This window comes from Burkholderia sp. MSMB2157WGS (assembly GCF_001532755.1).
GTDB lineage: Bacteria > Pseudomonadota > Gammaproteobacteria > Burkholderiales > Burkholderiaceae > Burkholderia.
The window spans coordinates 63,137-76,487 of record NZ_LPJG01000030.1; the positions used below are offsets into that span (position 1 = coordinate 63,137).

Below are 13,351 nucleotides of genomic sequence, written 5' to 3' on the forward strand. Positions count from 1 at the left end.
AATTTCCTTGAACGAAGATAAACGGGAACCCCTGCTACTGCGGTTGGAATGCTTATGGACCGCCGGGTAAATGTAGGAGGGAATTCGAACGGCGCGTGTGAATTTTTCATAACGAATGGTGCGTAACATTTTTATCGATCGAGCCATTGCGTTATTCGAATGGATAAAGCGCCGATCGGAGCGTCATTCGGCACGCGCTGGAGCGTCCAGATACTGGGATTGGGTCGGCGTCGTTCGACGGATTGCGCGCGAGAGCCCGTGTCAGGCTTGACGGAGGCCGTTGAAACAGCATGCGGAGCCAGGCAGCGCTATCCCAACTTCACGACGGTTTCGTGGCGGATGTTACGGAACATTGCGCACGTCGATGAATACCTTCCGTTTCGATGTATTTTTCTGATTGTCGCTCGAATCTGTAAATGAAAGGTCGAGCAAGGTCGTAGTGTATTTAATGTGTGTTCAGTTAATTGAACGGATAAGATTGAAATCGTTTTTACGTTATAAGAATGGCGAATCCGGGTAATAAGCCCCGTCAAAAAAGGTAGCCCAACATCCGTCACAAATCTGCGCCGGTTCGCTCCGTAGTCTTCCCCGGCGACTCCGCCCGGCACATTGCGCGCCGTCGCCGAAAAAAGTCGCACGCGTGACACGAGGGCACTGACATGTCGGCATTCCGCTACGAAGCGATCGATCCCACCGGCCGCACGCTGAAAGGCGTGCTCGAAGCCGACAGCGCGCGCGCCGGCCGCAGCCATCTGCGCACGCAGGGGCTCACGCCGCTCGTCGTCGAACTGGCCGCGCAGCGTCTGCACGGCGAGCGCCATCAACGGTTGTCGCTCGGCCGCAAGCTGTCGCAGCGCGAGCAGGCGATCATCACGCGCCAGCTCGCGAGCCTGCTGGTCGCAGGTCTGCCGCTCGACGAATCGCTGTCGGTATTGAGCGAGCAGGCCGAACGCGAATACGTGCGCGAGCTGATGGCGTCGATCCGAGCGGAAATCGTCGGCGGCCATTCGTTTGCGAACGCACTGAGCCAGCATCCGCGCGATTTCCCCGAGATCTATCGCGCGCTCGTCGCGGCCGGCGAGCACACGGGCAAGCTCGGCATCGTGCTGTCGCGCCTGGCCGACTACATCGAACAAAGCAACGCGCTGAAGCAGAAGATCCTGCTTGCGTTCACGTATCCGGGCATCGTCACGCTGATCGCGTTCGGCATCGTCACGTTCCTGCTGAGCTACGTGGTGCCGCAGGTTGCGAACGTGTTCACCAGCACCAAGCAGCAACTGCCGACGCTGACGGTCGTGATGCTCGCGCTGTCGGACTTCGTGCGGCACTGGTGGTGGGCGTCGCTCGCGGCGACGGTCGCGATCGTCTATGCGATCCGCAAGGTGCTGTCGCGCGATGCGCCGCGGCTCAGGTTCGACACGTGGGTGCTCACCGCGCCGCTCGCGGGCAAGCTCGTGCGCGGCTACAACACGGTGCGCTTCGCGAGCACGCTCGGCATTCTCACCGCGGCCGGCGTACCGATCCTGCGCGCGTTGCAGGCGGCCGGCGAGACGTTGTCGAACCGCGCGATGCGCGCGAACGTCGACGACGCGATCGTCCGCGTGCGCGAAGGCTCCGCGCTGTCGCGTGCGCTAGCGCATACGAAGACGTTTCCGCCGGTACTCGTGCACCTGATCCGCTCGGGCGAGGCGACGGGCGACGTGACGACGATGCTCGATCGCGCATCCGAAGGCGAATCGCGCGAGCTGGAGCGCCGCACGATGTTCCTGACGAGCCTGCTCGAACCGTTGCTGATCCTCGCGATGGGCGGCGTGGTGCTCGTGATCGTGCTGGCGGTGATGATGCCGATCATCGAGCTGAACAACATGGTGCAGTGATGCGCGGCTCAGCGCACGAACGCGTTGGCCTTCTCCGCGGCGGGCAGCGCGATTTCGCGTTGCAGTCCGTTGCGGTCGACGACGATCGAGCGCGCGCGAACCTCGGCGAGCTTCGCGGCTTCGCCGATCGCCGCACCGAGCGACACGACGCGCGATGCTTCGCCGCCGATGCTGACGATCGCGGCCGCTCGGCGTGCATCGAAGGCCAGCACGCCGAGCAACTGGACGGCATCGCGGCCGTCGTCGGGTTTCGCGCCGAACAGCCGTGCGCCGGCCGCAACGTCGACCGGCGCGGGCGGCGGTGCAAGCGCCGCGACCGGCGCATCGGCGGCGCTCAATACGCGCACGGCCCACAGCGACACGGCGGCGAGCGCTGCCGCGGCGGCGAGCGTCGCCGCGAGCGGCACGAGATCGGTGCGGGACGGCGCGATGCGAAGCAGGTCGAATGGTTTCATGGCGACGGGTCGATGCGATGGACAGAAGACGTTTTCCATTCTTTGCCGCGAGGGTGAATGCATGATGACGGGCCTCAACGAAACCCGAGCGTCGTACGCCGGCCACGTGCGTGAACGTGGGCGTCGCCGTACGCAACGCGGCTTCACGCTGATCGAGATCATGGTGGTGGTCGCGATTCTCGGCATTCTCGCGGCGCTGATCGTGCCGAAGATCATGAGCCGTCCGGACGAGGCGCGCCGCATCGCGGCCAAGCAGGACATCGGCACGATGATGCAGTCGCTGAACCTGTATCGCCTCGACAACGGCCGTTATCCGTCGCAGGAGCAGGGGCTTGCCGCGCTGATCCAGAAGCCGACGACCGATCCGGTACCGAACAACTGGAAGGACGGCGGTTACCTGGAGCGCTTGCCGAAGGATCCATGGGGCAACGCGTATCAATATCTGAACCCGGGCGCGCACGGCGCGATCGACGTGTTCAGTTACGGAGCGGACGGCAAACCGGGCGGCGAGGGCAACGATGCGGACATCGGCTCGTGGCAGTGACGGAACGATGGGCATCCTGAACGGGCGCGGACGACGCGCGGGCGCTGCACGTCGCACGGCGGCCGGCTTCACGTTGCTGGAGATGCTCGTCGTGCTCGTGATCGTCGGGCTGCTGGTCGCGGTCGTGACGCTCGCGCCGTCGCGCAACCGGCGCACCGATCTGGCGGAGGAGGCACAGCGCCTGGCGAACCTGCTCGAATCGGCCGGCGACGAAGCGCAGGTGCGCGCGATGCCGATCGCATGGCAGCCGGTCGGCGGCGGCTATCGCTTCGTGCAGCGCACCGAAAGCGGCGGCTGGGCGCCGATGACCGACGACCTGTATCGCGCCCGCCGCTGGGGCAGCGAAGTGACGGGCGTGTCGGTGCGTTACACGGGCGGCGGCGAAGCGCCGTCGCGGATCGTGCTCGGCAGCGAAAGCATCGACGTGCCGGTGACGATCACGCTGTGGTCCGGCGACGTGCGGATGGCCGTCGTCGGCACGGGCATCGGCAACTTCGTCGTGCGCCGGCCCTGAGCGGCGGGCGTCGTGGTTCACGTGCGAGTGCGCGATGCACGAAAGCGGTGCGGCGCGATCGCGTCGCGCGGCGAAACGCTTCACCGGACTGTCACAGTGCCCGCTCACAATCTGTCGTTCGCTTGCGACGGAGCCGCTCACGGGGATGCACGCTTCGGCACGCGGCGTGCAACTCCACTTCCGTCCAGGGATTCATGACTCGTTCACGGGCGCCGACCGGTGTCCTGGCGCTCGTCGCGTGGCTCGCGTTGGTCGTGCTGTCGATGCGCGGCGTGCACGCGCAGGAGACCGGTTCCATCGGCCGCCAACCGGGTAGCGCGGTGCATTTCGATCTGCCCGCGCAGCCGCTCGCGAAGACGTTGCAGGATTTCGCGCGGCTCACCGAGATGATCGTGCTCGCGCCGGCGCCGCTGCTCGACGGGCGCACGAGTGTGCCGGTCCAGGGCGATTTCGCGCCGCGCGACGCGCTCGAGCGGATGCTGGCCGGAACGGGGTTGCGTGCGGAATTCTCGCGTCCGGACGAAGCGATCATCGTCGCGCAGCCGGCCGCCGAGACGCCGCCCGCACCGGCCGACACGCCGGCGGATGCGGCGCTGCCGATCGACGGGATCGGCGATTCCGGCGATCGGCGCGCGTTCGCGGGCCTGCTGCAGGCGCATCTGATCGATGCGCTGTGCGCGCAGCCGGCGGCCGTGCCGGGCAGCTATCGACTCGTCGCGCAGATGCGCATCGACAACAGGGGGGCGGTGGTGGCGGTCAACATGGTGGCATCGAGCGGTTCGGCCGCCCGCGACGCGGCGGTGATGCGCGCGCTGCGCGCGCTGAAGCTGGACGACGCGCCGCCTGCGGACCTGCCGCAGCCGGTCACGATCCTGCTGCGCCCGGCGGGCAACGGCGTGCATTTCCGTTGTCCGGCGCCGCAGCCGGCCGTTCGGGGCTAGGCCATCATGTCCGACGGCAACCGCTCCGGGCTCCGGAATCTGCTGGCGACGCGCTACGCGTACCTGGTCAGGCGGCTGGAACGCGTGACGGGGTCGAAGGACGGCGCCGCCGATGCGCTGCACGAAACCTGGCTGCGCCTCGAGAACGCGAACGTCTCCACGCAGGTGACGAACGCGGACGCCTATATACTCGGGATGGCGAACAATGTCGCGATCGACCAGCATCGGCGCGAACGGCGGCATCTGCACGACGACGACGTCGAGACGCTGCTGGAGGTGCCCGACGAACTGGCCGATCCCGAGCGCATCGTCGCGGCGCGCCGCAAGGTCGAGACGCTGAAGGACGTGCTGCGCGGCCTGCCGCCGCGGCGTCGCGCGATTTTGCTGGCCGCCCGCGTGGACGGCCTGCTGAATCGCGAGATCGCCGAGCATTTCGGCATTTCGCTGCGGCTCGTCGAAAGCGAGCTGAGCGCGGCGATGAAGTACTGCCTGCAGCGGATGCAGGAAGACGGCGATTCGTACGCGGGCACGCGAGGCGGCCCGCGCAAATTTTGAGCATCCGGACGATGACGAAAGCCCAGGCCCAACCTGCCCACGACGAACTCGACGAAGCGAGTGCGTGGCTGCTGCGTCTGCGCTCGGGGGACGCGAGCCAGGACGACGCCGACGCGTTCGAACGCTGGTGCAAGGATCGTCCGCAAGCCGCCGATCTGCTGCGCGGCACCTGGAGCTCGCTGCGCACGGCCGCGACCGAACTCGCGCACGAGGAGCGCACGGCCGCGGCCTGGGCACAGGTCGCCAGGCGCGAACGCACGATGCGCACCGGGCGGCGCGCGTTCATCGGCTTCGCGGTCGCCGCGGGCGCGTCGTGGCTCGTCGTGCGGCCGCCGCTGCAGCTGTGGCCGTCGCTCGGCGACATCGCGGCCGACTATCACACGGGTACCGGCGAGCAGCGCAGCGTCGCGCTGTCGTCGCGGGTCACGGTCGAACTGAATACGCAAACGCGCGTCGACGTGTTGCCGGCGAGCGATGCCGCGCATGGCGTCGAAGTCGTCGCGGGCGAGGCGGAGATCGACGCGGTCGCGCCGCCGGCCGGCCGCGCGACGCCGATCCAGCCGGTCACGGTGGTGGCGGGCGGCGGCCGCATGCGGGCGCTGGTCGCGCGTTTCAACGTGCGGCGCACGGGCGCGCAGGTCTGCGTGACCTGCCTGTCCGGCACGGTCACGCTCGAACATCCGCGCGGCGCGCGTACGCTGAGCGCCGACGATCAGGTCGTCTACGACGACCGTGGCGTGCAGCCGGTGTCGCGGACCGATCCGGGCGCCGTCAGCGCGTGGCGGCGCGGCATGCTGGTGTTCAACGGCGTGCCGCTGTCGGACGTCGTCGACGAGATCAACCGCTACCGGCGCGGCAAGGTCATCCTGCGCAGCGCGTCGCTCGGCGCGAACCGAATGCAGGCGCAGTTTCCGATCACGCGGCTCGACGACGTGATCGACATGGTCGGCCGCCTGTACGGCGCGCACATCACGCGCCTGCCCGGCAATATCGTGCTGCTGAGCTGAGCTGAGCTGAGCTGAGCTGAGCCGAGCCGAGCCGAGCTGCTTTCCCCGCGTTCCGCTTTCCTTCCTTTCTCCCGTTTCCATCCGGCCGTTGCTCCGCCTGCCGCGGTGCTGCCCGCGCTGCGGGTTACGGCGCGTCGATACGACCTTATCCATGAGGGCCGGCAAACGCCGGGTCGTCACGCGTGACGGCCCGGTGGGGCGTCGTCGGACCCGAGGCGTGGGTGGCAAGCGCCCCGGCCGCGCAGCGATGCGCGGTGGGGGGATGTGTGTCGAGGGAGCTTCGGGCGGTGGCGTGATCATGAACGAATCGCAACGGGATACGGATTCCGGCGACGCGGACACGCGCGCCGACGCGATCCGCGAGGGCGCGGTGCGCTGGCTGCTGTGGCTGCGCGCCGGCGACACGACTGAACGGGAACGCGACGCTTTCGGGCGCTGGCGCGCGCAGAGCGACGAGCATGCACGCACGGTGCGCGAGCTGATCTGGATGTGGGCCGTGCTGGAGACGGTCGGCCGCCCGGAGCCGGGCGAGCCGGGCGGGCCCACGCGCACGCATTGACGCGCCGCATCGGCGTTGCAAGAAAGTCTGCGGGTTAGGCGAGGCCGCTGCGACCTTGTATATGAGAGAGCGAGGGCCGTGAAGAGGGGCGATGGCGTGGAGACCGGGAGAACGGGGGCCGGAATGGGCCCCCGGATCGCCCGTCATGCACGGTGGTCGGCGCGCGCGCCGGTCCATGCGGCGTCGAGCGGGTCGTCGGCATCGCGCAGCGGCTCGCGCAGAAACGGAAAGCGTTCGACGAACGGTGCGGATTCTTGCAGGGCCACGATATGGTTGACCATCCATTGCAGCAGTTCGCCGCCGTGCCGGACCTGTTCCGGGCGCCAGTCCGGCATCGTCGAGAAGAGGGCGGAGAAGCCGCTCCAGCGCGACGGGCGGTCGTTGTCGCCGGGGCGGAAATAGGTATTCATCGCGACGTCGCGCGCGGGTGTCAGCGTGCCGACGAACAGCCCGTGCGGCGTCGGCACGCCGACCTGCTGCCAGCCTTCCGCGATCGCCAGCGAGCGCATCACGCGCGCCGCGACGAACGCGATGCGCGTCTCGTGCTCGATCTCCGCAAGCGACATCACGCCGTTGCGCTGCATGCAGCGCGCGACCGCGTGCGGCCGGATCGCGTTCGACGCGAAACTGCGCAGCACGAGGTCGGGCACCGTCAATTGAAGCTGGAATTCGCGCAAGCCGTGCTCGGCGCTCATCGTCGAGAAATGGACGAACAGCCCTTCTGCGTGACCGAGCGCGCCGACGTACGGTTCGAGTCCGAGGCGCACGAGCTTCGGCGCGATCTGACGCTCGAGCAATCGGAGCAGGTTGCGGCGATTGCGCACGCCCTTGAAATCGTCGAGGCCGCGCGTGACGACATCGCTGATTTCCCAGCGGCGCTCGTCGGCGATGAGCCGCGGGGAGCCGCTCAGGTCGAACCGGGCGCGGCCGTGCGCCACGCGGGGATCTACGTACATGCCGGTGCCTCGTGCATTGATTGCGGGTGGCCCGCCGCGACGGCGCGGCGTCGCGCGGAGCGGGTCGCTCACGATGCTGCGGGGTCGATCGCGCTGCGTCAAGTGCGAACGCGGTTCGACGCGCGCGAGCGCATGCCGGTGCGGCGGCCCGCGCGCTCGACCGGACCGTGTGGGGTAACGCGATGATGCGCACGATCGTCGAACGCTTCGTCGAGCAGAGCCCGATGACGATCATGGCGCGGCTCGTCCTGCAATGCGCGCTACACGACGACTGGGTCGACGCCGCGGCGGGCGCCGGCGACGAGCCCGACGGCGAGTCGATCCGCGAGGCGCTGTTCGCCGCTGCCGTCGACGCGATCGCGGCGATTGCCGCGTGGCGGCGGATGCCGGATGCGGCCGGCGCCGTCGCGCCGGGGTTCGGCGCAGCCGTGACGGCGCTGCACGATTGCATGAGCCGGTGGCGGTCCGGCTGGGGGCGTGCGCTGGCCAGGGACAGCGTCGACCTGCTGCTGCCGGTCGCGTCGGTGCGCGGCGTAGACGGTGCGTGCGCCGTCGACGGGATGCGGCTGCGCGTGCTCGATGGGGCTGGCGAGGCCTGTGCGCCGCGAGCCGACGGTTGCGATTGCGGGCGCGCGTGCGACGACCCGGCGCGCGATGCGGCGGCCGGCGGTGCGCGCGTCCTGCCGGTGTACGACCCGGATCTCGGGATGATCGTCGACCTGCTGCCTTGCGAGCGCGGCCGGTCGCACGAGCGCGCATTCGTCGGCGCGCTGCTCGAAGCGGTCCGGCCCGGCGAGCTGTGGATCGTCGACGGGCGCTTCGATACGGATGCGATCCTGTCCGGCTGGCCGCGCCGGGGCGGCGCGTTCGTGCTGCGCGAATACGGCCGTTCGGCCGCCTGCCGGCCGCTCGGCGACTGGCAGGACGCCGGCGTGTTCGGCGCCGGGCGCGTTCGCGAACGATCCGTCGCGATGGCCGGCGAAGGCGGCGCGTCGGACACGTTTCGGCAGATCGAATGGGAACGCGCGGAGGTGCCCGGCGAAAGCGTCACGCTGCTGACCGACCTGTCGGCCGAGCGGTTCGACGCGCCGCAGATCGTGGCGCTGTCGCGTCGACGCTGGCGCGACGCGTTGCCGCTCGCGCTCGAGTCCGTGACGGGCGGCACGCCGTTCGGCGCCGTGCCCGCGCGCGCGGCGCTGCTGGCGAGCGGGATCGCGGCGTTCGCCTACAACGCGTTCAGTGTGATGACGCGCGTCGTCGACGGCGCACTCGATCTCGATGCGCGCGACGCCGCGCGCCTGCCGTCGCTGATCGCCGACGGCGTGACGGCCACCTATGCGGGCATGATGATCGCGCTGCCGCCCGACTGGTGGCAGCGTTACGACCGGTTGCCCGCGACGGCGCTCGGCCAGATCGTGCGGATGCTCGCCGTGCACGTCGACCCGCGCAGCGAACGGCGGCGCCGCCGCGACAGCCGGTTGTCGTCGAAGTCGCAGGCATTGCTGCGCGCCGCGACGCTCGAGTGCCTGCTGCACGACAACGGCGACGATCCGGCCGCGAACGTATTCAGCCTGCGCACGATCGCGATGGCGACGCGCGACTTCAGCAGCAATCCGTCGAAGGCGCTGCGGCACGCCGGCGAGGCACTGGTGATGGTCACCAAGTACAACCGGCCGATCGCGCTGCTCGTGTCGATCGACGACTGGAACCGGCTGCTCGGCGAAGTGCGCGAGACGAGCTTCACGCGCTTGTCGTTCGACGCGGCGGCGTCGCCGGGGCAGCGACCGGTGACGTTGAGCGAGTCGTCGCTGAATTAGCCGGCGCCGACCGCACGTTGCCGGCCCGGCTCGGCGTTCGCCGCGCCCGTCTCTGCCGCATCCGGCTTCAACTCGTCAGCCGCCGCACCCAGATCACCGACGTCCACGCGAAATTGCCGCTGCCGTAGCGTGCGATCAGCGTGTCCACGCGCGCGTTGATCCGCGCCGAATGCACGCGGCAATGCACGATGAAGTAGCCGCTGTTCACGCCGACGGCCGAGCCGTCCGGCAACGTCGGGTTGCCGCCCTGCGCGGGCAGCAGGTATTCGGCGATGTCGCCGGTGCTCACGAAGTAGGCGGTCGCGCGCCGGTCGACGAGCCGCTTGGCCTGGCTCGCCGACAGCGTCGGGATCGCGGCGACGAGCACGGGTTCGGTCGCGGTGTTCGCGTTGACGACGGTCAGGTCGGGCAGGATCGTGACGTACGGCGCGAGCGCTTCGATCGCATGCGCGTCGTAGCCGGGAATACGTGCGAGATCGTCGACGGACACGAGCTGCAGCGGCCAGCCGCCCGGGCCGTTCGCGTCGCGCAGCGAGCGCAGCATGTAGTCGGCCGTCGGTTGCGCGAGCGCCGGATCGAGCGACAACTGGCCGAGCAGGCGCCGGTACGCCAGCACGCCTTCGCCGTTGGACTGCCACGGCTTGCCGGGCGCGGCGCGCGACACGAGGTTCATCAGGTTGAAGCGCGCCTGCGCGTCCTCGACGCTGCCCGAGATCCACGCGCGCGACAGCTCCGCATTGACCGCCAGCGCGTCGGACGGCAGCAGGTCCGAGAGCTGCACGTCGGCGACCGGCGCCGACCACGTCTGGCCGACGAACGTGACGTTCGACGTCGCGCTTTGCGCGCGCAGCGTCGCGCGTGCCCATTCGACGGCCGCGCGCTCGATCCACATCGTCTGTGTCGCGAGCCGCTGGTTCTCGACGTCGCGCGTCGCGACCTGCTGGCGCCACAGTACGCTGGCCGCGAGCGTGGCCGCGAGCGCGACGACGAGCAGCACCGTCACGATCGCGATGCCGCGTTCGCGCGGTGCGTATGCCGTCCTTCCCGTCCCGTATCGATGCATCCGCGTGCCCCTCCGCAGTGTCGGCGCGGCGCGCTCACACCTCGAACGCCAACCACGCATGCGCGATGCTCGCATGCGCGGATGACGTGACGCCGAACAGCGCGGCGAGGCCTGCGACCCAGCACGCGAGCGTCGCGGGGCGCATGCCGTCGTCGGCAAGCGGGCCGACCAGGTCGGCGATCGCGTGCGAGCGCCACAGCAGCAGCACGAACAGCGTGCAGCCGACGGTCATCGCGATCGCGAACGTGTGGGCTGCAACCGCGGGGCGGCGGGTGAACGGCGTGCGGTGATGCCGCTGGTTCGTCGCGACGATCGCGACCCCGTTCGCGACCGGCACGATCGCCATCGCGAGCGCCCAGAACAGCGGCTGATCGCTCGACGGATTGATCAGCAGCAGCGTGCCGATCGTCCAGACCGGCGGCGCGAGCAGCGTGAGCACGGACCACGACAGCAGTTGCCACGCGAGCCACGGCGAGCGCCAGCGCAGCGGCGGATTCGACGCGGCACGAGCGGCGGCGCGCGGATGCAGCTGGCCCGGCAATCCGGCGGCGCCGGCCAACCGCCCGGCGAGCCACCGTACGAGCATCGTGGCGAATGACATGAAGTGTCCTGTCGTTGACATGTTCCGTTCTCAATAGCTAGGACGAATCGGGCGGCTGCAAGCCGCAGGATTTCGCACCTGCTCGCGGTTTGCGGTGCGGCGTAAACGGTCCCGACGATCGCACCCCGTGTTTCGCGCGTGTTTCGTGAATATCTTCAGTCGAATGTCACAAAAACTTCCCGGTTGAAACCGGAGGATTGTCGGGCCGCACGCTGCCCGTCGCGTTTTCGCTCGCGGGCCGGCCGGACGGCGACTCGCTTGCCGGCAGGCGGCCGACGCGCCGCGCGTCGGCCAGGCAACGACACGTATACGAAATGGGGGCCACGCAAGGTCATGCGCCGCATCTCGCGCGTCTCGCGCGACGGAGCGGCTGCACGCATGCAGGCCGCTTGCGTCGACCGCTGCCCGTGCCGGCGGATCGGTCGACGTCACGCAAAAAACATTGCGGCAATGCGCGCTTCATTCCGTCTAGGTAGGTGGGAGCTGCGACTTGGTGCGCCGTACGCGGCCCCGTTCGCGACCGATGCGCGTGCATCGGGCCGACGGGCCGGCAGACAAGCGAGCGTTTTTTTCTCATCAGGCGGCGTGAAGCCGACAGGTGCATGACAGTGGAACAGTTCGAGGAAACCCGGCCGGCGGGAGAAACCGATGCGCCGACGGACGACGTATCGGCGCGGCAGGCGGAAGCGTTGTCGCCAGTCATCAACCTGCGCGACACCGGGCGCTTCCTGCAGGTGCTCGAGGCGCTCGGGTGCTCGCTGGCCGTGAGCCGCCGCCCGTCCGGCGTGGCCGTGATCGGCGTCGACGACGGCGTGCCCACGCTGTCCGCATGCCTGTTGCCGCGTTCGATGGGCATGGCCGTGTCGGGCAAGCGGCTCGCGATCGCGACGATGCACGAGCTGATGGTGTTCGCGAACGTATCGACGCTCGCGCCGCGCTATCCGGCCCGACCGGATCACTACGACGCGATGTTCGTGCCGCGCATGGCCTATTACACGGGCGATCTCGACCTGCACGACATGGCGTTCGACAAGCACATCGTGCTCGCGGTCAACACACGCTATTCCTGCATCAGCGTGATCGACGGCTATTTCAACTTCACGCCGATCTGGCAGCCGCCGTTCGTGACGGAGACCGTGCCGGACGATCGCTGCCACCTGAACGGCATGGCGTTCGCCGACGGCAAGGTGCGGTTCGCGACGGCGCTCGGCATGAGCAACGAGCCGTTCGGCTGGCGCAGCGGGATGGCCGACGGCGGCATCGTGATGGAGGTGCCGTCCGGCCGGATCGTCGCATCGGGGCTGTCGATGCCGCATTCGCCGCGCGTGATCGGCGGACGCCTGCACGTGCTCGAAGGCGGCCGCGGCCACGTGCTGCAGATCGATCCGCAGTCGGGCGCGCGGCGCGTGCTCGCGAAACTGCCGGGCTTCACGCACGGTCTCGCCGAATACGGGGGCGTGCTGTTCGTCGGGCTGTCGAAGTTGCGCGACAAACGCGGCCCGCAGGGGCTGCCGATCGAAAGCGAATCGGATGCGCTGGTCGCGGGGGTCGCCGCGCTCGACGCGAACACCGGCGACGTGCTCGGCATCCTGCAGTTCTTCAACGGCGTCGACGAGATCTTCGACGTGCAGGTGATCCCGAACGTGCGGCGTGCCGAAATCCTGAGCCCGCATCAATGGGCCGAGACGCCGTCGATCGTGACGATGCAGGGCGGCTTCTGGCAGACGCGTCCGCGCGAGGACGACGAACCCGCGAAGGCGGCGGAGCGTGCGCGATGAAGATCGATCGTTGCGGGTTTCCCGACGTCGTTTCGTCCTTATCGGTAGACGTGCCCCGCGACGAGCGGCGCGTGTCGCCACGGCGGGCCGGCGGGGTGTTGTGGCTCACCGGGTTATCCGGCGCGGGCAAGACGACGCTGGCCGATGCGGTAGCGGCGCGACTGCGTGAACGACGCATGCATCCGGTGGTGCTCGACGGCGACCGGCTGCGTACGGGGCTGAATCGGGATCTCGGTTTTACGGTGCAGGATCGTTTCGAAAACGTGCGGCGCATCGCCGAAGTTGCGGCGCTGACGAGCGAATCCGGCGCGCTGGCGATCGTCGCGGTCATTTCGCCGCTCGCGGCGATGCGCGATGCGGCGAGAGCGATCGTCGGGCCGGCGTTCCGTGAAGTGTATGTGAGCACGCCGCTGGCGTGCTGCGAGGCGCGGGATCCGAAGGGGCTGTATGCGAAGGCGCGGTGCGGCGCACTGCCGGAATTCACGGGGGTTTCGGCGCCGTACGAACCGCCGGTGAAAGCCGATCTCACGCTCGATACCGGCCGCGCATCGCTCGCGACGTGCGTCGATACGCTGTTGCAATTCGCCGTGACGCAGTTCGGTTGTCAAGCGGATGCGCAGGCGGCGCCGACGCATCACGGCTGAGTTCGGCTCGACGGCATGAAAAGCATTGCGCGGATCATGA

At 68.9% G+C, this 13,351-nt stretch carries 14 protein-coding genes; 10 read left to right on the forward strand and 4 right to left on the reverse strand.

The genetic code is table 11. From position 1 onward, the window contains the following. Positions 1-659 precede the first annotated feature (659 nt). On the forward strand, positions 660-1,877 hold the full coding sequence (gene gspF / locus WT53_RS18865) for a type II secretion system inner membrane protein GspF (protein WP_060261000.1): 1,218 nt from the start codon (positions 660-662) through the stop codon (positions 1,875-1,877). Positions 1,878-1,885: 8 nt separating this feature from the next. Here the strand turns inward: gspF and WT53_RS18870 are convergent, their stop codons facing one another. Continuing rightward, the gene (locus tag WT53_RS18870) at positions 1,886-2,332 is read right to left on the reverse strand and encodes a general secretion pathway protein GspC (protein ID WP_060261003.1); all 447 of its coding nucleotides are present in this window, start codon (positions 2,330-2,332) and stop codon (positions 1,886-1,888) included. Positions 2,333-2,393: 61 nt separating this feature from the next. On the opposite strand from WT53_RS18870, the gene gspG reads away from it, so the two are divergent. From gspG to WT53_RS18900, 6 genes are all read left to right on the forward strand, one after another. After that, on the forward strand, positions 2,394-2,876 hold the full coding sequence (gene gspG / locus WT53_RS18875) for a type II secretion system major pseudopilin GspG (protein WP_373558453.1): 483 nt from the start codon (positions 2,394-2,396) through the stop codon (positions 2,874-2,876). A 7-nt stretch (positions 2,877-2,883) separates the two neighbouring features. Then, complete coding sequence (locus tag WT53_RS18880; RefSeq protein ID WP_059783014.1) at positions 2,884-3,390, forward strand: GspH/FimT family pseudopilin; 507 nt, start codon at positions 2,884-2,886, stop codon at positions 3,388-3,390. A gap of 194 nt (positions 3,391-3,584) precedes the next feature. After that, the gene (locus tag WT53_RS18885; protein ID WP_060261006.1) at positions 3,585-4,331 is read left to right on the forward strand and encodes a secretin and TonB N-terminal domain-containing protein; all 747 of its coding nucleotides are present in this window, start codon (positions 3,585-3,587) and stop codon (positions 4,329-4,331) included. A 6-nt stretch (positions 4,332-4,337) separates the two neighbouring features. After that, positions 4,338-4,886 carry an RNA polymerase sigma factor gene (locus WT53_RS18890; protein WP_034204554.1) on the forward strand — a complete coding sequence of 183 codons (549 nt, stop codon included), beginning with the start codon at positions 4,338-4,340 and terminating at the stop codon, positions 4,884-4,886. Positions 4,887-4,897: 11 nt separating this feature from the next. Then, positions 4,898-5,893: a FecR domain-containing protein gene (locus tag WT53_RS18895; protein WP_060262063.1), complete on the forward strand. Its 996-nt coding sequence runs from the start codon at positions 4,898-4,900 to the stop codon at positions 5,891-5,893. 298 nt (positions 5,894-6,191) lie between these two features. After that, entirely contained in the window at positions 6,192-6,452 is a 261-nt protein-coding gene (locus WT53_RS18900; RefSeq protein ID WP_230624760.1) for a DUF4880 domain-containing protein, read from the forward strand. A 143-nt stretch (positions 6,453-6,595) separates the two neighbouring features. On the opposite strand, the gene WT53_RS18905 is transcribed toward WT53_RS18900, so the two are convergent. Continuing rightward, positions 6,596-7,408: a hypothetical protein gene (locus WT53_RS18905; protein WP_034204557.1), complete on the reverse strand. Its 813-nt coding sequence runs from the start codon at positions 7,406-7,408 to the stop codon at positions 6,596-6,598. Positions 7,409-7,590: 182 nt separating this feature from the next. On the opposite strand from WT53_RS18905, the gene WT53_RS18910 reads away from it, so the two are divergent. Next, a complete protein-coding gene (locus WT53_RS18910) occupies positions 7,591-9,225 on the forward strand; it encodes a transposase (RefSeq protein WP_060261012.1) in 1,635 nt (544 codons plus the stop codon). A 67-nt stretch (positions 9,226-9,292) separates the two neighbouring features. On the opposite strand, the gene gspK is transcribed toward WT53_RS18910, so the two are convergent. Both gspK and WT53_RS18920 read right to left on the reverse strand, forming a co-directional pair. Beyond that, positions 9,293-10,288 (reverse strand): type II secretion system minor pseudopilin GspK, encoded by a 996-nt coding sequence (gene gspK, locus WT53_RS18915; protein WP_034204559.1) that lies wholly within the window; start codon positions 10,286-10,288, stop codon positions 9,293-9,295. Positions 10,289-10,322: 34 nt separating this feature from the next. Further along, on the reverse strand, positions 10,323-10,889 hold the full coding sequence (locus WT53_RS18920) for a hypothetical protein (protein ID WP_060261015.1): 567 nt from the start codon (positions 10,887-10,889) through the stop codon (positions 10,323-10,325). A 602-nt stretch (positions 10,890-11,491) separates the two neighbouring features. On the opposite strand from WT53_RS18920, the gene WT53_RS18925 reads away from it, so the two are divergent. Both WT53_RS18925 and cysC read left to right on the forward strand, forming a co-directional pair. Further along, a complete protein-coding gene (locus WT53_RS18925) occupies positions 11,492-12,667 on the forward strand; it encodes a TIGR03032 family protein (RefSeq protein ID WP_060261017.1) in 1,176 nt (391 codons plus the stop codon). Then, positions 12,664-13,311 (forward strand): adenylyl-sulfate kinase, encoded by a 648-nt coding sequence (gene cysC, locus WT53_RS18930; protein WP_060261020.1) that lies wholly within the window; start codon positions 12,664-12,666, stop codon positions 13,309-13,311. The genes WT53_RS18925 and cysC overlap by 4 nt, the downstream gene beginning before the upstream one ends. The last annotated feature ends 40 nt before the right edge of the window (positions 13,312-13,351 follow it).